Consider the following 16,991-nt stretch of genomic DNA (forward strand, 5'->3'; position numbering starts at 1 on the left):
GTGGTGAGTACGCACATCCCCCGCCTGGTCATCGCCGCCCCGGCCTCCGGCAGCGGCAAGACCACGGTGGCCACCGGCCTGATGCGGGCCTTCGCGGACGCGGGGCTCGCCGTCTCGCCGCACAAGGTCGGCCCGGACTACATCGACCCCGGCTACCACGCGCTCGCGACGGGCCGCCCCGGCCGCAACCTGGACGCGTACATGTGCGGCCCGGACCGCATCGCCCCGCTGTTCCTGCACGGGGCCGCGGGCTGCGACATCGCGGTGGTCGAGGGCGTCATGGGCCTCTACGACGGGGCGAGCGGGCAGGGCGAGCTGGCGTCGACGGCACACGTGGCCAAGCTGCTCAAGGCCCCGGTCGTGCTGGTCGTCGACGCGTCGTCGCAGTCGCGGTCGGTGGCCGCGCTGGTGCACGGCTTCGCGTCCTGGGACCCGGAGGTGCGGGTCGCGGGCGTCATCCTCAACAAGGTCGGCTCGGACCGGCACGAGGCGCTGCTGCGCGAGGCCCTGACGGAGTCGGGCGTACCGGTCCTGGGCGCGGTGCGCCGCGCCGAGCAGGTGCACACGCCGTCCCGGCACCTGGGCCTGGTCCCGGTCGCCGAACGCAGCACCGAAGCGGTGGACGCGGTGGCGGCCCAGGCGGCCCGGGTGAGGGAGGGCTGCGACTTGGAGGGCCTGCTGGCTTTGGCACACAGCGCACCTCCACTGGTGGACGAGCCATGGGCTCCCCATGGTGTGTGGGCAGGCGCCCCGGCTTCCCATCCCACCCCCACCGGTTTGTGGGCAGGCGTCCCGCAGGGCGGGACGGGTGGGCACAAACCGACCACCGGCCCGCACCCGAAGAACGCACCGGTGATCGCCGTAGCAGGCGGCCCGGCCTTCACCTTCTCGTACGCCGAGCACACCGAACTACTGCAGGCGGCCGGCGCCGAGGTGGTCACCTTCGACCCCCTCCACGACGAGGCCCTCCCGGAGGGCACCGCCGCCCTCGTCATAGGCGGCGGATTCCCCGAGGTCTACGCCCCGGAGCTGTCCGCGAACGAACCCCTCCGCAAAGAGGTCGCCGCCCTCGCGGCAACCGGCGCCCCGGTCGTAGCCGAGTGCGCGGGCCTGCTCTACCTCTCCCGTTCCCTGGACGGCAAGCCCATGTGCGGCGTGCTCCCCGCGGACGCCCGCATGTCCGGCCGTCTCACTCTCGGCTACCGCGAGGCGGTGGCCCTCGCGGACAACCCGCTGGCGCAGGCCGGCACCCGCGTCCGGGGGCACGAGTTCCACCGCACGGTGGCGGAGCCGGGCGCGGGCGGGACCCCCGCCTGGGGGTTCACGCACCCGGAGCGCCGCACCGAGGGCTTCGTACGCGACGGGGTGCACGCCTCGTACCTGCACGTGCACTGGGCGGGCGCCCCGGGCGCGGCCGCCCGGCTCGTGGCGAGCGCGGGCGGTGCCCGCAGCCGGTGACGGGCGGCGTCAGCTCGCGAGGCCCACGACCAGCCAGATGAAGCCCGCGCCGGCCACCGTGCAGGCGAGGGTGGAGACGGCCGGGTGGGTGTGGTGGGCCTCGGGGAGGATGTCGGACGTGGCCAGGTAGAGCAGGACGCCGCCGAAGAAACCGAGGTAGACGCCGAGGAACCCGGCCGGAAGAGTGAAGAAGAGGGTGGACGCCGCACCGACGAGGGGGGCGACGGCGTCCGCGGCGAGCATCAGGAGGGCGCGGTGCCGGTCGTTCCCGTACAGGTCGGTGATCGTGTACGTGTTGAAGCCGTCCGCGAAGTCGTGCGCGATGACGGCCACGGCGACGGCGACCGCCACGCCCTCGCCGACCTGGAAGGCCGCGCCGATGGCGACGCCGTCCATGGCGCTGTGACCGACGAGGGCGGCGGCCGCGGTGAGGCCGACCTGGGGGGTGCGTTCGGCGGCGCTGATGCCGTGGGCCGCCTTGCGGACGGCGAGGAGCCGCTCGACCATATGGGCGGCGAGGAAGCCGGCGACGAAGCAGAGCAGGGCGGCCGGCACGCCGAAGACGTCCTGGCCGGCGGCCTCCAGGGCCTCGGGCAGCAGGTCGAGTCCGACGACGCCGAGCATCAGCCCGCCCGCGAACCCCAGGACGAGGTGCCTGCGGTCGGTGATGCGGTGCGCGGCCCAGCCGCCGAGCAGCGTCATCAGGAACGCGCCCATGGCGATCACGACCGGCACGGTTCCACCCTTCTCGCGGCTGAAGTATCTCCCGCGGGCCCGGCCGCCGCACCCGCTGTGTACGTGGGGGTGGGCGCCCGGCGCGGCGTGACGGCCGCGGAGGTGCTGGAGCTGGTGGAGCGGACGCTGGCGGAGGCCGGGGCGGGCGGGCTGCGGCCGGTGGCGCTGGCGACGGCCGAGGCGAAGGCGGGCGAGGGCGGGCTGCTGGAGGCGGCGGCCGGGCTGGGCGTGCCGCTGCGGGTGTACGGGGCCGGTGCGCTGGCCGGGGTCGTGGTGCCGGATCCTTCGGCCGCGGCGCTGGCCGCCGTGGGCACGCCCGCGGTGGCCGAGGCGGCGGCGCTGCTGGCGGCCGGGGAGGGCGGAGTGCTGGCCGTGGGGAAGCGGAAGTCGGCGCGGGTGACGTGCGCGGTGGCGTACGCGTACGGGCCGGCGTACGGGCTGATGTAAGGGCCGGCGTAAGGAACGACGTAAGGACCCGCTTGACGGCCGTTCCGCAGCCGTCAGTACGGTCTTTGGTGCGGGCGCTTCGCGCCCGGCGACAGCGACTGTGACGACGACCGGCAGCACACGGACAAGAGAAGGCGGCCCGCGGCCATGCACACTCCCAGCGAACCCGACCTGCGCCACCACGGTGACGCCGAAGTGCGGGGTGCCGGCGCGGAGCTGACGGACCTCGCGGTGAACGTACGGGCGGGCACGCCCCCGGTGTGGCTGCGCGAGCACATCGCCGCGTCGCTCGACGGGCTCGCCTCCTATCCGGACGGGCGGGCCGCGCGGCGGGCGGTGGCGGCGCGCCACGGGCTGCCGGAGGAGCGGGTGCTGCTGACGGCGGGGGCCGCGGAGGCGTTCGTCCTGCTCGCGCGGGCGCTGCGGGTGCGGCGGCCGGTGGTGGTGCACCCTCAGTTCACGGAGCCGGAGGCGGCCCTGCGGGACGCCGGGCACCGGGTGGAGCGGGTGCTGCTCGACGAGGCGGACGGGTTCCGGCTGGATCCGCGTGCGGTGCCGGGCGATGCGGACCTGGTGGTCGTCGGCAATCCGACCAACCCCACCTCCGTCCTCCACCCGGCGCGGGACCTGGCGCGGCTCGCCCGGCCGGGGCGGACCCTGGTGGTCGACGAGGCGTTCATGGACGCGGTGCCGGGCGAGGCGGAGTCGCTGGCGTCCGTCACGGACCTGCCGGGGCTGGTCGTGCTGCGCAGCCTCACCAAGACCTGGGGGCTGGCGGGGCTGCGGATCGGCTACGTACTCGCGTCGCCCGGCACCATAGCCCGGCTGGAGCGGGCTCAGCCGCTGTGGCCGGTGTCGTCCCCGGCGCTGGCGGCGGCGGAGGCGTGCAGCGCTCCCCCGGCGCTCGCGGAGGCCGCGCGCGCCGCGGACCGCCTCGCCGAGGACCGGACGTATCTGGCGGCCGCGGTGGGCCAGTTCGAGGGGGTCCGGGTCCACGGTCCGGCGGCCGGGCCGTTCCTGCTGATCCGGGTGCGGGGGGCCGCGGCCGTGCGGGGCAGGCTGCGGGGGCTGGGCTTCGCGGTGCGCCGCGGCGACACCTTCCCGGGGCTGGGGCCGGACTATCTGCGCCTCGCGGTCCGGGACCGGGCGACCACGGACCGCTTCGCGGAGGCCCTCGGGAAAGCGCTCGCCGAGGGGTGAGACCGCCTCTGGCCGAGGCCGGGAGTGATCGCTAGGGTGCCGCCGTATGGCGACCTCGCGAATAGCCCCGGCAGCCCCGACAACCCCGGCAGCCGCCGACCGGACGGCACGGCTGGCCGTCACCGTGTTCCCGCTGCTCGTCGTCGCGGCCGGGGCGCTGGGGCTCGCCGCGCCGTCGCACTTCACCGGCTGGGCGCCGGCCGTGCCGTACCTGCTGGGCGTCGTGATGTTCACCATGGGCCTCACGCTGACCGGTGACGACTTCCGCGCGGTCGCCAAGCGGCCCTGGGCGGTCGGGCTCGGCCTCGTCGCCCACTACGTGATCATGCCGGGGCTGGGCTGGCTGATCGCCACGGTGCTGGGGCTGCCGCCGCAGCTGGCGGCCGGGGTGATCCTGGTCGGCTGCGCGCCGAGCGGGACGGCGTCCAACGTGGTCACGTACCTCGCGCGCGGGGACGTGGCCCTGTCGGTGTCCGTCGCGACCGTGTCGACGCTCGTCGCGCCCCTGGTGACACCGCCGTTGACACTGCTGCTGGCGGACCGGTTCCTGGACGTGGACGCGGGCGCCATGTTCACCGACATCCTCAAGACCGTGCTCGTGCCGGTGGTCGGCGGGGCGCTGGTGCGGATGGCGGCGGGGCGGTGGATCGGCAGGGTGCTGCGCGCCCTGCCGGCGCTCTCGGCGCTGACGATCGCCGTCCTCGTCCTCATCGTGGTGTCGGGCAGCGCGGCCCGCATCAAGGACGCGGCCGCCCTCGTCCTCCTCGCCGTCGTCCTCCACAACGGCCTCGGCCTGGCCCTCGGATACGCGGCGGGCCGCCTGGCCCGGCTCGGCGGTCCGTCGAGCCGGGCGATGGCCTTCGAAGTCGGCATGCAGAACTCGGGCCTGGCGGCGTCCCTTGCAACGGCCCACTTCAGCCCCGCGGCGGCGCTGCCGGCGGCGGTCTTCTCGGTGTGGCACAACGTGTCCGGCGCGGCGGTGGCAGCCTGGATGTCAAGGCGCCCTCACTCCTAGCGGCGCGAAGCGCCGACCGGACCCCGGGTGCACCGGGCACCGCCGAACTCCACCGTCGTGGCGGATCGCCACTGCGGCGGAAGGGGGTTGCCGGCCCCAGGCCCGAACACGGGCTGAAGGCCGGCAACCCGCCAGGCCGGCACCGCCGGACACCACCGCCGTGGCACATCACCGCCGCGGCGGAGGAAGTTGCCGGCCCCGGCGGTAGACGCCGAACCCCGGCCCCTGAGCCGACCCGACCGCAGGTCCGCCCGGCACCGCCGGACACCACCGGCGTGGCGGATCGCCGCCGCCGGGGCGGCGGAGGGAGTCGCCGCAAGCCGACCGCAGGTCACCCCGTGCCTAGCCGATCACCCGCCCCCGCAGAATCACCCGCTTCGGTGAGCCCAGGACCCTGACGTCCGCCCGTGGATCCGTCTCGTAGACGACCAGGTCCGCCGGGGCGCCCTCCTCCAGGCCCGGGCGGCCCAGCCAGGCGCGGGCCGACCACGTGGCGGCCGACAGGGCCGCTAGCGGGGGCAGGCCGGCCTTGACGAGTTCGGCGACCTCCTGGCCGACCAGGCCGTGGGCGAGCGAACCGCCCGCGTCCGTACCGACGAAGACCGGGATGCCCGCGTCGTACGCCGCCCGCACCGTCTCGTAGCGCCGGGCGTGCAGGCGCCGCATGTGGTCCGCCCAGCGCGGGAACTTCGCCTCGCCGCCGTCCGCGAGCCGCGGAAACGTCGCGATGTTGACGAGCGTCGGCACGATCGCGACCCCGCGCTCGGCGAAGAGCGGAATGGTCTCCTCGGTGAGCCCGGTCGCGTGCTCGATGCAGTCGATGCCCGCCTCCACGAGCGGCGCCAGCGACTCCTCCGCGAAGCAGTGCGCGGTCACGCGCGCCCCGAGGCGGTGCGCCTCGGCGATCGCGGCCGCGACCTCCCCGCGCGGCCAGCACGCGGACAGGTCGCCCGTCTCGCGGTCGATCCAGTCGCCGACGAGCTTGACCCAGCCGTCCCCGCGCCGCGCCTCCCGCGCCACGTACGCCACGAGGTCGTCCGGCTCGATCTCGTGCGCGTAGTTGCGGATGTAGCGGCGGGTGCGCGCGATGTGGCGCCCGGCGCGGATGATGCGGGGCAGGTCCTCGCGGTCGTCGATCCAGCGCGTGTCCGAGGGGGAGCCGGCGTCGCGCAGCAGCAGCGCTCCCGCATCCCGGTCGGTGAGCGCCTGCTTCTCGGCGGTGGAGGCGTCGACCGGGCCGTGGGCGTCGAGGCCCACGTGGCAGTGCGCGTCCACGAGGCCGGGCAGCGCCCACCCCTCGACGGTGGTGACGTCCCGCGCCCCCGCCGGCCGTTCGAAGGTGATCCGGCCGTCGACGGCCCACAGCTCGTCGCGCACCCCGCCGTCCGGGTCCGCGCCGACGAGCACCCGCCCCTTGATGTGCAGCACCCCACTGTCGCTCATGGACCGCACTGTACGAGCCCGCTCCTCCCGCCCGCCAAGGGGCTGCCGGGGCGCCGCCGGGGGGCGGCCGCCGGGGCGCCTCCACGGCCGCCCCGGGCAATTCCCCGGAACTCCTCTCCGGTAATTCCTCAGACAACTCTCCGCGCATTCTCATGCCCGCTTTCCCGTACCCTAAACGCAGCATTTTCCTTACGTTCCCGCAAGGGAATTCCCCGCCCCTTACCGATCCCCGGCGATCACCTGTGACACACTCCACACCATCCGCGATTTGCCCGGATATTACCGGGCAAACCACCACATCATCCACCCGCTTTGCGCGCCCCCGCGCCTCCGCGCGATAACACAACCACCCCCTTCCGAGTAACCCGGACCCCCGATGCGATTTCCGATCCGCATCGGTAAATTCCCTCCGCATGACCGCAGCACAAGCAGACCTTGCACGTGCCCGTCCCGCCTCCCTCCGGGAATTCCCGGAAATGCCGGAGGACCTCACGCTCGACGTCCCGCGGGTCGAGGACGGAGCCGCGATCTGGCGCATCGCCCGCGACTCGGGAACCCTGGACCTCAACTCCTCGTACAGCTACCTGCTGTGGTGCCGCGACTTCGCCGCCACCTCGGCCGTGGCCCGCCCCGCCGGCGGCGGGACGGGTGGGAAGGGCGGGGAGCCCGCCGGATTCATCACCGGCTACGTCCGGCCCGCCCGCCCCCGCACCCTCGTGGTCTGGCAGGTGGCCGTGGACCGCCCGCACCGCGGCCGCGGCCTGGCCGCCGCCCTGCTGGAGGGCCTCGTCGCCCGGGTCGCCCGCGAGAGCGAGGGCGGCATCGACGGGATCGAGACCACCGTCACGCCCGGAAACACCGCCTCCAACCGCCTGTTCGCCTCCTTCGCCGAGCGGCACCGCGCCCCCGTCGAGCGCGAAGTCCTCTTCCACGGCGGGCTGTTCCCCGAGACGGGGCACGACCCCGAGGTACTGCACCGCATCGGCCCCCTGACGCACTGAGACGCGCTGAGACGCACGAGACGCACGAGACGCACCGAAACGTCCGAGACCGCTCACACACCGACAGGAGCACCCCCATGACCATCACCCCGCCCGCACTCAGCGTCTTCGAGACCCTGGAGTCGGAGGTGCGCAGCTACTGCCGCAGCTGGCCCGCGGTCTTCGACCGCGCCCAGGGCAGCCGGATGTACGACGAGGACGGCCATACGTACCTCGACTTCTTCGCCGGTGCCGGAGCACTCAACTACGGCCACAACAACCCGGTCCTCAAACGCGCCCTGATCGACTACATCGAACGCGACGGCGTCACCCACGGCCTGGACATGGGGACCACCGCCAAGCGCGCGTTCCTGGAGGCCTTCCAGGACGTCGTGCTGCGCCCGCGCGACCTGCCGTACAAGGTGATGTTCCCCGGCCCGACGGGCACCAACGCCGTGGAGGCCGCGCTGAAGCTGGCCCGCAAGGTCAAGGGCCGCGAGGCGATCGTGTCCTTCACCAACGCCTTCCACGGCATGTCCCTGGGCTCGCTCGCCGTCACCGGCAACGCCTTCAAGCGGGCCGGTGCGGGCATCCCCCTGGTGCACGGCACCCCGATGCCCTTCGACCACTACCTCGACGACCGGGTGCCGGACTTCCTGTGGTTCGAGCGGCTGCTGGCCGACCAGGGCTCGGGCCTGAACACCCCCGCCGCCGTCATCGTCGAGACGGTGCAGGGCGAGGGCGGCATCAACGTGGCCCGCCCCGAGTGGCTGCGCGGGCTCGCCGCGCTGTGCGAGCGCCACGACATGCTGCTGATCGTGGACGACATCCAGATGGGCTGCGGCCGCACCGGCTCCTTCTTCTCCTTCGAGGAGGCGGGCATCACCCCGGACATCGTGACGCTCTCGAAGTCCATCGGCGGATACGGCCTGCCGATGTCGCTCACCCTCTTCCGCCCGGAGCTCGACCTCTGGGAGCCCGGCGAGCACAACGGCACGTTCCGCGGCAACAACCCCTCCTTCGTCACCGCCGCCGCGGCGCTCGACGCGTACTGGAGGGACGGGCAGATGGAGAAGCAGACCCTCGCCCGCGGCGAGCAGGCCGAGGAGGCGCTGCGCGCCATCTGCACCGAGCACCCGGAGCTGGGCGGCCACTACCGGGGCCGCGGGCTCGTGTGGGGGCTGGAGTTCGCCGACAAGGCCCGGGCCTCGGCGGTCGCCGGGCGGGCCTTCGAGCTCGGCCTGCTCGTGGAGACGTCGGGCCCGGAGGGCGAGGTCGTCAAGCTGCTGCCCGCCCTGACGATCTCCCCCGAGGAGCTGGACGAGGGCCTGCGGATCCTCGCCCGCGCGGTCCGCGAGACGGCCTGACCGCACCACCACCGCTGGTACCGCCACTGGTACCGCCACCGAAAGAAAGGAACCACCCGTGATCGTCCGTTCCCTCCAGGACATCGAGAACACCGACCGCCACGTCAAGGCCAAGTCCGGTACGTGGGAGAGCAAGCGGATCGTGCTCGCCAAGGAGCGGGTCGGCTTCTCCCTGCACGAGACGGTCCTCTACGCCGGCACGGAGACGTCCATGTGGTACGCCAACCACATCGAGGCCGTGCTGTGCGTGGAGGGCGAGGCCGAGCTCACCGACGACGAGACCGGCGAGAAGCACTGGATCTCCCCCGGCACGATGTACCTGCTCGACGGCCACGAGCGGCACACCCTGCGCCCGAAGACCGACTTCCGCTGCGTGTGCGTCTTCAACCCGCCGGTGACGGGACGGGAGGACCACGACGAGAACGGCGTCTACCCGCTGCTGACGGAGGAGGGCTGAACCATGGCCGCGGTCACCGACCTCTACCCCACGCGCGGCACGCACGAGGCGGCCGTCCCGCGCCGTGACCCCGTGGTGTGGCCCGGGTCCGGATCCGCGTCCGCGTCCGGGTCCGGCTCGCGCACGCCCGGGCCGATCGACGCGGCCGCCCTCGCGGGCTACGAACGCGACGGGTTCCTCACCGTGGACGAGATGATCACGCCGGGCGAGGTGCAGGTCCTGCGCGCCGAGCTGGACCGGCTGATCGCCGACCCGGCGGTGCGGGCCGACGAGAGAGCGGTCGTGGAGCCGCACTCGCAGGACGTGCGGTCGGTGTTCGAAGTGCACCGGATCAGCGACGTGTTCGCGCGGCTGGTACGCGATCCGCGCGTGGTGGGCCGGGCGCGGCAGATCCTCGGCTCCGACGTCTACGTCCACCAGTCGCGGGTCAACGTCAAGCCGGGCTTCGGGGCCTCCGGGTTCTACTGGCACTCGGACTTCGAGACCTGGCACGCGGAGGACGGGCTGCCGCGGATGCGGACGGTGTCGGTGTCGATCGCGCTGACGGAGAACCTCGACACCAACGGCGGCCTGATGATCATGCCGGGGTCGCACCGGACGTTCCTGGGCTGTGCAGGGGTGACGCCGCAGGACAACTACAAGCGGTCGCTGCGGATGCAGGAGGCGGGCACGCCGTCGGACAGCGCGCTCGCCGCGCTGGCGGGCCGGCACGGCATCCGGCTCTTCACGGGCCCGGCCGGTTCGGCGACGTGGTTCGACTGCAACTGCATGCACGGGTCGGGCGACAACATCACGCCGTTCCCGCGCAGCAACGTCTTCATCGTCTTCAACAGCGTGGAGAACACGGCGGTGGACCCCTTCGCGGCCCCGTCCCGCCGCCCGGAGTTCGTGGGGGCACGGGACTTCACGCCGGTGGGGTGACCGGCACGGGCGGCCACGGCCACGGCCATCCGTCCGCCCGGCGAACCCGGGCCGTGGCCGCCCCTTCCTTATCCGCCCCTTCCTTGTCCGCCCTGCTCAGGACAGCGTCTTCAAGACCCTGTCCACGTCGGTCGCGCTGTTGTAGAGGTGGAACGACGCCCGCAGTCCCCCGGCCCGTGCGCTGACGCGTACGCCCTCCGCCGCGAGGCGCTCCGCCGCGTGTCCGAGGCCGGGGACCGACACGACGGCGGAGTCCGGCGCCGCCACGGGCCGGTGCCCGAGCGCGGCGAGCCCCGCGCGGAAGCGCTCGGCGAGCGCCCGGTCGTGCGCGGCGATCCGCTCCGTTCCGAGCTCCTCGATCAGCCGGAGCCCGCCCAGGGCTCCCGCATACGGCAGGAGGGCGGGGTTCTCGTCGTAGCGGCGGGCGGAGCGGGCGAGCGACACCTTCCCGTACGTGCTGTCCCAGGGGTTCTCCCCCGCCACCCACCCGGCGAAGACGGGGGTGAGGCCGCCGAGGTCCTCGGGGACGGTGAGGAAGGCCGTGCCGCGGGGCCCCATCAGCCACTTGTAGCCGACGCAGACGGTGAAGTCGTACGCGCCCGCGTCGACGGGCAGCCAGCCCGCGGCCTGGCTGATGTCGACGAGCGTGCGGGCGCCGTGGGCGCGGGCCGCCGCGGTGATCGCGCCGAGGTCGGCGATGCGGCCGTCGGCCGACTGGACGGCGCTGACGGCGACGAGCGCGGTCCCGGGGCGCACCGCGCCGGCGACCTCCTCCAGGGGGACGGTGCGGACGCCGAGCCCGGGCCGCACGTGGAAGGGGTTGACGAGGGAGCTGAAGTCGCCTTCCGCGCACAGGACTTCCGACCCCTCGGGCAGCGACTGGGCGACGAGCCCGCAGAAGACGGCGGCCGAGCCCCCGGTGGCGACCTGCCGGGCGGGCACGCCGACGAGGCGGGCGAAGGCGGCGCGGACGGCCTCCACGACCGGGAAGTGGTCCTCCGCGCCGGGGCGGCCCAGCGAGAACGCGGTGGCGGCCTCGGTCATGGCGGCGACGGCGGGGGCGGGCACGAGCCCGGTGGCGGCGGTGTTGAGGTAGACGGTCTCGGGCGCGAAGTGTGCGGGGGCGAGGCTCTCCATGCCCACTCACTATGCGCGTCCGGCAATCACTCGTCCATCGGCCGGCCCACGGGCCGGTCCATCGGCCGGTCCACGGGCCGGTCCACCGGCCGGTCCATGCGGGAGCCTCCCGGCCCCTGCCTGAGGACGAGCCGCCCTTCCGCCGCGCGGCGGAGGAGGTCCGCCGGTCAGGGCGACGCGGCGGCGCCCCACGGACGGAACGCTGGTCACATGACCAGTACGACGACGACCGTCCCGGATGACCACGCCACCAAGCGCCGCGTGCTCCGCGCGGTGGCCATCACCGCCTGCCTGCCCTACCTCGGCCTCAAGGTCGCCTGGGTGGCGGGCAGTCACGTCGGCATCCCGGAGGGCAGCACCCTGCGGGATGCCGGCACGGGGCTGGTCGTGGCGAACGCCATCACCATTCTGATGGACGCCACGGTGGTGGCCCTCGCCCTGTTGCTGACCCGCCCCTGGGGCAGACGCGTCCCCGCCTGGCTGCTGACGCTGCCGATGTGGGGCGCGGTGGGGCTGCTGACGCCCATCATGTACGGCTTCCCGGCGCAGTTGACCGTCCGCGCACTCGGCGGTTCGGCGGCGGCCGGTTCCGGCAGCGGGGCCGAGAAGCCGTTCCTGGACGAGTGGGTCTTCGGCGTGGTCTACACCGGGTTCATCGTCCAGGGGCTGGCCCTGGGCACCCTGTTCGTGCTGTACGCCCGCGAGCGCTGGGGACACCTGTGGCGGGGCAGCGTCCGTGACCTGACGGTCCGTCCGCTCGGCCGGGGCCAGCGGGCCGCGCTGGCCACGGCGGGCGCCCTGGCCGTCCTGCCCGGCGGGGTGCACCTGATGTGGACGTGCGGGGTGTCGGCGGGGCTCACGCCGGAGATAGCCCGGATGGACCGCGGCGACTTCGCGGCCGGGGAGTCGGGCTACGTGCTGTACGCCGCCGCGACGATCGCGGGCGCCGTCCTGCTGTTGTCCGGCCGGGCCCTGTCCGGACGCGGCGGCCGGCTACCGCTGCGCGTGCCGCTGCTCCTCGCGGGGGTCGGCTCGGCCGCGACGGCGGCGTGGGGCGGCTGGCAGCTGCTCGCGACGCTGACGTCCCTGGCCGACGACGGCCGGGGGCCGACGGCGACGATGGCCGTCGCCTACGCTGTGCAGGTGATCATCGGTCTGCTGGTCCTCGCCGCCGGCGCACGCTTCTTCGTCCAGCGCTCCGCGCGGGCCGCCGCGCTGTGAGGGCCGTGACTGCCCTCCTGCGGCGCGGCGCCGATGCCCTGGTGGGCCGCCGCGCCCGCCTGCGATGGGTGCACCTGCTGCTCGGCGGTGCGCTGCTGATGCCGTACTACCTGCTGGCGAGCACGCTGACGGCGGTCTTCGTCAGGGACACGAACATCCTGTTCCCGTCCACCCTCGGCCGGCAGTTCGGCGTCTTCGCGCTGGCGCTGGTGCCGGCAGCGGTGACCGCGCTGGTGCCCTTCGTACGGACGCTGGAGTCGGAGGCGGCACGCGCCCTGTGCGGGGTGCCGGAGGAGGAGCTCGCGACGGGCCCGGGCGAGTCGCGGGCCGCGCGCGGGCGGACCGCCCTGTGGTACACCCTGCACCTGCTGGCCGGCGGCATCGTGAGCGGCATGTCGCTGGCCACGCCCCCGTTCGCGCTGATGCTGATCGCCCTGCCGGTCACCGGCGTCCCGGGAGGCGAGGACGCCCCGTACGGGCTCGGGGACCTGGCCTTCCCGTGGACGCTGCTGGCGCTGCCGGCCGGCCTGGCGGTGCTGCTCCTGCTCACCGGGGCGTCCGCGGCCGCGGGCGCCCTCCTCGCCCGCTGCGCGCCCGTCCTGCTCGGCCCGACCGCCGCCGACCGGCTGGCGGAGGCCGAGCAGCACGCCATGCGGCTGGCCCTGCGCAACCGGCTGGCGCGCGAACTGCACGACTCCGTGGGGCACGCGCTGAGCGCGGTCACGCTGCAGGCGAGCGCCGCGCGCAAGGTCCTCGACGCCGACCCGGAGTTCGCGCGGCAGGCGCTGGCCGCGATCGAGGAGACGACGCGCGAGGCGGTCGGCGAGCTCGACACCGTCCTCGGGCTGCTGCGCGAGGACGGCGCCGCCTCCGCCGCGCCCGCGCCGACCCTCGCCGACCTGGACGGGCTGCTGGAGCGCACCCGCGCCGCGGGCGGCACCGTCACCCTCGCCGCACCGGCCGCCCTGGACGGCGTGCCGCCGGTCGTCTCCCGCGAGGCGTACCGGATCGTGCAGGAGGGCCTCACCAACGCCTTGCGGCACGCGGGCCGGGTGCCCGTGCTGCTGCGCATCACCGTGCACGACGACGCCGTGGAGGTCGCCTTGGAGAATCCGGTCAACCCCGACAAGGCCCCCGGCCGCGCGCACCGCCGCACCGGCGGCGGCCGCGGTCTGACGGGCATAGCCGAACGGGCCCGGCTGCTGCGCGGCAGCAGCAGCTCCGGCGAGCGGGACGGGGTGTGGCGGCTCGCCGTCCGCCTGCCGCTGAGCGGGGGTGCGGGCCGGTGACGACGCCCCTGCGGATCGTGCTCGCCGACGACGAGCGCATGGTGCGGACCGCCCTGCGGGCGATCCTGGGCGCCGAGGAGGACCTGGAGGTCGTCGGCGAGGCCACGACCGGCGCGGAGGCGGTCTCCGTCGTCCGCGAACTGCGTCCGGACGTCGTCCTGATGGACGTACGGATGCCCGAGGTCGACGGCATCCGGGCCACCGAACAGCTGCTGGGCGGCATGGACTCCCCGCCGCGCGTCATCGTCGTCACCACGTTCGAGAACGACAGCTACGTGTACGACGCGCTGCGCGCGGGCGCCAGCGGCTTCCTCCTCAAGCGGGCGGGCGCCGACGAACTCGTCCAGGCCGTCCGGCTGGTGGCCCGCAGCGACTCGCTGCTCTTCCCCGCCGCGGTACGCGCCCTCGCGGCGGAGCACGCGCAGACGCGGCGGGCGAAGGCGGCCGCGGGGAAGCTGCGCGCGCAGCTGTCGGACCGGGAGGCGGAGGTGCTCCGCCTGATGGCCCGGGGCCTGTCGAACGCCGAAATCGCCGAGCAACTCGTCCTGGGCGCGGCGACGGTGAAGACCCACGTGGCGGGCGCCCTGGCCAAACTGGGCGTCCGCAACCGCACGCAGGCGGTCATCGCCGCGTACGAGTGCGGTTTCGTGTCCCCACGCTGAGGCCTGCGGCCGGCTCGGCACCACGGTTCGCCCCCGTGGGGCCCGGCCCCGGCGCACCCCTTCCGCCGCAACGGCGACCTGCCACGACGGCGGAGCCCGGCGGTGCCCGGCAGCCCGCGGGCGGCTCGGCACCGCCGACGACCCCGGTGGGGGTCACGCACCGCCGCGGCGGAAGAAGACACCCGGGCCCAGCCCACACCTCCCGCCGCAACGGCGATCCACCACCACGGCGGAGCCCGGCGGTGCCCGGCAGCCCGCGGGCGGCTCGGCACCGCCGACGACCCCGGTGGGGGTCGCTCACCGCTGCGGCGGAAGACGAAAACCGGGCCCAGCCCGCCCCTCCCGCCGCGGCGGGAACGAGCGCAGAGGGTCAGCGACCCGCCGCCGCCTCGCTGACCGCCTTCGCCAGCCGCGTCACCTGAAGGTCGTTGTCGTCGCGGAACCCGTACCGGCGGCGGTTGAAGCCGAAGGCCAGCCCGCTGGACGGGTCGGCGAAGGCCTGGGAGCCGGCGGCGCCGCCGTGCCCGAAGGCGCGGCCGCCGAGGAAGGGGTACTTGTCGCCGACGGCGGCGAAGCCCAGGCCGAAGGCCATGTGCTGGCGCACGACCAGGTCGTAGCCGATGGAGTGGATCTGGGCGAAGTCCGCGGCGGTGCCGGGCGTCAGCAGCGCCTCCTTCCCGTCGACGCCGCTGATCGCGGCCGCGTACATCCGGGCCAGGCCGCGCGCGGAGGCCATGCCGCCGACGGAGGCGGGGCCGCCCGCGCGGATGACGCGGTGGTTCGGCAGGTCCTCCAGGACGGTGGGCTCGGCGTGGTTGAGGTTGAAGGCGACGCCCATCAGGCTGTGCGGCCCCGAGGCGCCCTCGAGCAGGGCGCGCTTCTGGCCGGGCGTCGGGTCCATGGGCTGGATGTCGAGGACGCGGTGCTCGTGCTCTTCGGGCAGGCCCATGTAGAAGTCGATGCCGTAGGGGGCGCGGATGCGCTCCTCGTAGATCTCCTGCATGGTGCGCCCGGTGGCGCGCAGGACGACCTCACCGGTCAGGGCGCCGATGACCAGGCCGTGGTAGCCGAAGGCGGTGCCGGGGCGCCAGTAGGGGTGCTGGCCGGCCAGCTTCTCGGCTATGACGCGGTCGTCCGCGAGCTCCTCCGTGGTGAAGCCGCCCTCGATGCCGATGACCCCGGCCCGGTGGGCGAGGAGGTCGCGCAGGGTGACGGCTCCCTTGCCCGCGGCGGCGAACTCGGGCCAGTAGTGGGCGACCTCGCGGTCGAGGTCGAGCACGCCTTCCTGGACGAGGAGGGCGACGACGAGGTGGGCCGCACCCTTGGTAGAGGAGAACACGCCGGTGAGCGAGTCGCCCTCGAAGCCGGGGCCGCCCCACAGGTCGACGACCTGCTTGCCGTCGACGTAGGCGGCGAGCTGGGCGGAGTGCCCGGCCCGCTCCTCGGCGAAGGTGGCCTCGAACTCCTCGCGGACGCCCTCGTATCCCTTGGCGACGGTTCCCTGTACGGCGGTCCCCTGCGCGGCGGTGGGGCTCGGCATGTGTGCTCCTTGTGGATCAGTGGTGACTTCGATGGGTGCAGCAGAGCGGACCCCGTCGTTATTTCGTGACGATCGTCATCTCGCCGATGGAATAAGCGGATTGAATAATTCCGGCCCCCTCCTTCATCCCCCACCTCCGTCCCCCTCCCCCTTCCCCCTCCGCGCCTCCTTGACCGCCGCACACCCGCTCCCTAACGTGTGCGCTTCCCCTTCCGGACCGCCCCAGGAGGCCCCGGCGCCATGCCCGCATCCCGCACGGTCCTCCTCACCGGCGCGGCCGGCCGCATCGGCACCCACCTGCGCACCCGGCTGCCCGCCCACGGCCACCGGCTGCGCCTGTTCGACGCCCGGCCGGTGCCGGGCGAGCCGGACGCGATCACCGCCGGCCTCGCCGACCGCGAGGCGCTCCTGAAGGCCGTCGACGGCGTGGACGCGGTCGTCCACCTGGCGGGGATCCCCCTGGAGGCGTCGTTCGAGGACATCCTGCGCGCCAACGTCGAGGGCACGTACCGCCTCTACGAGGCCGTCCGGGAGGCGGGCGTCCGGCGCGTGGTCCTCGCCTCCAGCAACCACGCCGTCGGCTTCGCACCCGTCCCCGCGGAGGGCGCGCCGCTCCTGCCCGCGGAGACCGCCCACCGCCCCGACACCTTCTACGGCCTCTCCAAGTGCTTCGGCGAGGACCTCGCCTCCCTCTACCGGGACCGGCACGGCATCGAGACCGTCTCCCTGCGCATCGGCGCCTGCTTCCCCGAGCCCACGTCGGTGCGCATGCTGTCGGTCTGGCTGAGCCCGGGCGACTGCGCCCGGCTCGTGCACGCCGCCCTCACCGCGGACGGCGTCGGCCACACCGTCGCCTACGGCAGCTCCGCCAACACCCGGCTGTGGTGGGACCTGTCGACCGCCCGCGCACTGGGCTACGAGCCCCAGGACGACTCGGAGCCGTACGCGCCCGCCCTGCTGGCCGCGGAGGGCGGAACCCCGCGGGAGGGGCACGACCGCATCGGCGGCGAGTTCTGCACCGCCGACCCGCCCCGCTGGCACCCCGGCTGATCTGCGGCGACCGCATCCGTAACGGGACCGCATCAGGTGTTCGGTAATGGAACCGCAAAGAGCGGCCGC

The 16,991-nt window shown here is 74.4% G+C and carries 16 protein-coding genes; 12 read left to right on the top strand and 4 right to left on the bottom strand.

What is annotated here, in order from left to right; genetic code table 11:
* Positions 1-1,458, top strand: coding sequence for a cobyrinic acid a,c-diamide synthase CobB (locus IE241_RS22315; RefSeq protein WP_373300733.1), 1,458 nt, complete (start codon positions 1-3; stop codon positions 1,456-1,458).
* 9 nt (positions 1,459-1,467) lie between these two features.
* Here the strand turns inward: IE241_RS22315 and IE241_RS22320 are convergent, their stop codons facing one another.
* On the bottom strand, positions 1,468-2,175 hold the full coding sequence (locus tag IE241_RS22320; protein WP_373300742.1) for a ZIP family metal transporter: 708 nt from the start codon (positions 2,173-2,175) through the stop codon (positions 1,468-1,470).
* An 81-nt stretch (positions 2,176-2,256) separates the two neighbouring features.
* On the opposite strand from IE241_RS22320, the gene IE241_RS22325 reads away from it, so the two are divergent.
* The 3 genes from IE241_RS22325 to IE241_RS22335 all read left to right on the top strand — a co-directional run bounded on the left by IE241_RS22325 (position 2,257) and on the right by IE241_RS22335 (position 4,855).
* Positions 2,257-2,640, top strand: a complete 384-nt coding sequence (locus IE241_RS22325) for a cobalamin biosynthesis protein (RefSeq protein WP_229899651.1) — start codon at positions 2,257-2,259, stop codon at positions 2,638-2,640.
* Between the two features lie 147 nt (positions 2,641-2,787).
* Positions 2,788-3,840 (top strand): Rv2231c family histidinol phosphate aminotransferase CobC, encoded by a 1,053-nt coding sequence (gene cobC, locus IE241_RS22330; RefSeq protein WP_190023584.1) that lies wholly within the window; start codon positions 2,788-2,790, stop codon positions 3,838-3,840.
* Positions 3,841-3,886: 46 nt separating this feature from the next.
* Entirely contained in the window at positions 3,887-4,855 is a 969-nt protein-coding gene (locus IE241_RS22335) for a bile acid:sodium symporter family protein (RefSeq protein WP_190023585.1), read from the top strand.
* Positions 4,856-5,197: 342 nt separating this feature from the next.
* Here the strand turns inward: IE241_RS22335 and IE241_RS22340 are convergent, their stop codons facing one another.
* Positions 5,198-6,298 (bottom strand): amidohydrolase family protein, encoded by a 1,101-nt coding sequence (locus IE241_RS22340; RefSeq protein WP_190023586.1) that lies wholly within the window; start codon positions 6,296-6,298, stop codon positions 5,198-5,200.
* A 413-nt stretch (positions 6,299-6,711) separates the two neighbouring features.
* On the opposite strand from IE241_RS22340, the gene ectA reads away from it, so the two are divergent.
* From ectA to thpD, 4 genes are all read left to right on the top strand, one after another.
* Positions 6,712-7,299, top strand: coding sequence for a diaminobutyrate acetyltransferase (gene ectA, locus IE241_RS22345; RefSeq protein ID WP_190023587.1), 588 nt, complete (start codon positions 6,712-6,714; stop codon positions 7,297-7,299).
* Between the two features lie 77 nt (positions 7,300-7,376).
* The gene (ectB, locus tag IE241_RS22350) at positions 7,377-8,645 is read left to right on the top strand and encodes a diaminobutyrate--2-oxoglutarate transaminase (RefSeq protein WP_190023588.1); all 1,269 of its coding nucleotides are present in this window, start codon (positions 7,377-7,379) and stop codon (positions 8,643-8,645) included.
* Between the two features lie 58 nt (positions 8,646-8,703).
* The gene (locus IE241_RS22355) at positions 8,704-9,102 is read left to right on the top strand and encodes an ectoine synthase (RefSeq protein WP_058044967.1); all 399 of its coding nucleotides are present in this window, start codon (positions 8,704-8,706) and stop codon (positions 9,100-9,102) included.
* A 3-nt stretch (positions 9,103-9,105) separates the two neighbouring features.
* The gene (gene thpD / locus IE241_RS22360) at positions 9,106-10,023 is read left to right on the top strand and encodes an ectoine hydroxylase (RefSeq protein WP_190023589.1); all 918 of its coding nucleotides are present in this window, start codon (positions 9,106-9,108) and stop codon (positions 10,021-10,023) included.
* 96 nt (positions 10,024-10,119) lie between these two features.
* Here thpD and IE241_RS22365 read toward each other — a convergent pair whose 3' ends face one another.
* Complete coding sequence (locus IE241_RS22365; protein ID WP_190023590.1) at positions 10,120-11,160, bottom strand: aminotransferase class V-fold PLP-dependent enzyme; 1,041 nt, start codon at positions 11,158-11,160, stop codon at positions 10,120-10,122.
* A gap of 210 nt (positions 11,161-11,370) precedes the next feature.
* Between IE241_RS22365 and IE241_RS22370 the strand changes: the two genes are divergently transcribed.
* The 3 genes from IE241_RS22370 to IE241_RS22380 are packed head-to-tail and all read left to right on the top strand — an operon-like array spanning position 11,371 to position 14,332.
* The gene (locus IE241_RS22370) at positions 11,371-12,381 is read left to right on the top strand and encodes a hypothetical protein (protein ID WP_190023591.1); all 1,011 of its coding nucleotides are present in this window, start codon (positions 11,371-11,373) and stop codon (positions 12,379-12,381) included.
* Between the two features lie 5 nt (positions 12,382-12,386).
* Complete coding sequence (locus tag IE241_RS22375; RefSeq protein ID WP_229899653.1) at positions 12,387-13,670, top strand: sensor histidine kinase; 1,284 nt, start codon at positions 12,387-12,389, stop codon at positions 13,668-13,670.
* A 38-nt stretch (positions 13,671-13,708) separates the two neighbouring features.
* Positions 13,709-14,332: a response regulator gene (locus tag IE241_RS22380; protein ID WP_190023809.1), complete on the top strand. Its 624-nt coding sequence runs from the start codon at positions 13,709-13,711 to the stop codon at positions 14,330-14,332.
* Positions 14,333-14,702: 370 nt separating this feature from the next.
* On the opposite strand, the gene IE241_RS22385 is transcribed toward IE241_RS22380, so the two are convergent.
* On the bottom strand, positions 14,703-15,872 hold the full coding sequence (locus tag IE241_RS22385) for a serine hydrolase domain-containing protein (RefSeq protein ID WP_190023592.1): 1,170 nt from the start codon (positions 15,870-15,872) through the stop codon (positions 14,703-14,705).
* Between the two features lie 240 nt (positions 15,873-16,112).
* Between IE241_RS22385 and IE241_RS22390 the strand changes: the two genes are divergently transcribed.
* Complete coding sequence (locus tag IE241_RS22390) at positions 16,113-16,922, top strand: NAD-dependent epimerase/dehydratase family protein (RefSeq protein WP_190023593.1); 810 nt, start codon at positions 16,113-16,115, stop codon at positions 16,920-16,922.
* The last annotated feature ends 69 nt before the right edge of the window (positions 16,923-16,991 follow it).

Origin of the sequence: Streptomyces hiroshimensis (genome assembly GCF_014650335.1) — a bacterium.
Classification (GTDB): Bacteria; Actinomycetota; Actinomycetes; order Streptomycetales; family Streptomycetaceae; genus Streptomyces; species Streptomyces hiroshimensis.

Excerpts from the sequence above, each read along its gene's own strand:
- IE241_RS22390 (WP_190023593.1), top strand. The coding sequence starts at position 16,113 with ATGCCCGCATCCCGCACGGTCCTCCTCACCGGCGCGGCCGGCCGCATC.
- cobC (WP_190023584.1), top strand. The coding sequence starts at position 2,788 with ATGCACACTCCCAGCGAACCCGACCTGCGCCACCACGGTGACGCCGAA.
- ectB (WP_190023588.1), top strand. The coding sequence starts at position 7,377 with ATGACCATCACCCCGCCCGCACTCAGCGTCTTCGAGACCCTGGAGTCG.
- IE241_RS22370 (WP_190023591.1), top strand. The coding sequence starts at position 11,371 with ATGACCAGTACGACGACGACCGTCCCGGATGACCACGCCACCAAGCGC.
- IE241_RS22380 (WP_190023809.1), top strand. The coding sequence starts at position 13,709 with ATGGTGCGGACCGCCCTGCGGGCGATCCTGGGCGCCGAGGAGGACCTG.
- thpD (WP_190023589.1), top strand. The coding sequence starts at position 9,106 with ATGGCCGCGGTCACCGACCTCTACCCCACGCGCGGCACGCACGAGGCG.
- ectA (WP_190023587.1), top strand. The coding sequence starts at position 6,712 with ATGACCGCAGCACAAGCAGACCTTGCACGTGCCCGTCCCGCCTCCCTC.
- IE241_RS22335 (WP_190023585.1), top strand. The coding sequence starts at position 3,887 with ATGGCGACCTCGCGAATAGCCCCGGCAGCCCCGACAACCCCGGCAGCC.
- IE241_RS22385 (WP_190023592.1), bottom strand. The coding sequence starts at position 15,872 with ATGCCGAGCCCCACCGCCGCGCAGGGGACCGCCGTACAGGGAACCGTC.
- IE241_RS22340 (WP_190023586.1), bottom strand. The coding sequence starts at position 6,298 with ATGAGCGACAGTGGGGTGCTGCACATCAAGGGGCGGGTGCTCGTCGGC.
- IE241_RS22365 (WP_190023590.1), bottom strand. The coding sequence starts at position 11,160 with ATGGAGAGCCTCGCCCCCGCACACTTCGCGCCCGAGACCGTCTACCTC.
- IE241_RS22320 (WP_373300742.1), bottom strand. The coding sequence starts at position 2,175 with ATGGGCGCGTTCCTGATGACGCTGCTCGGCGGCTGGGCCGCGCACCGC.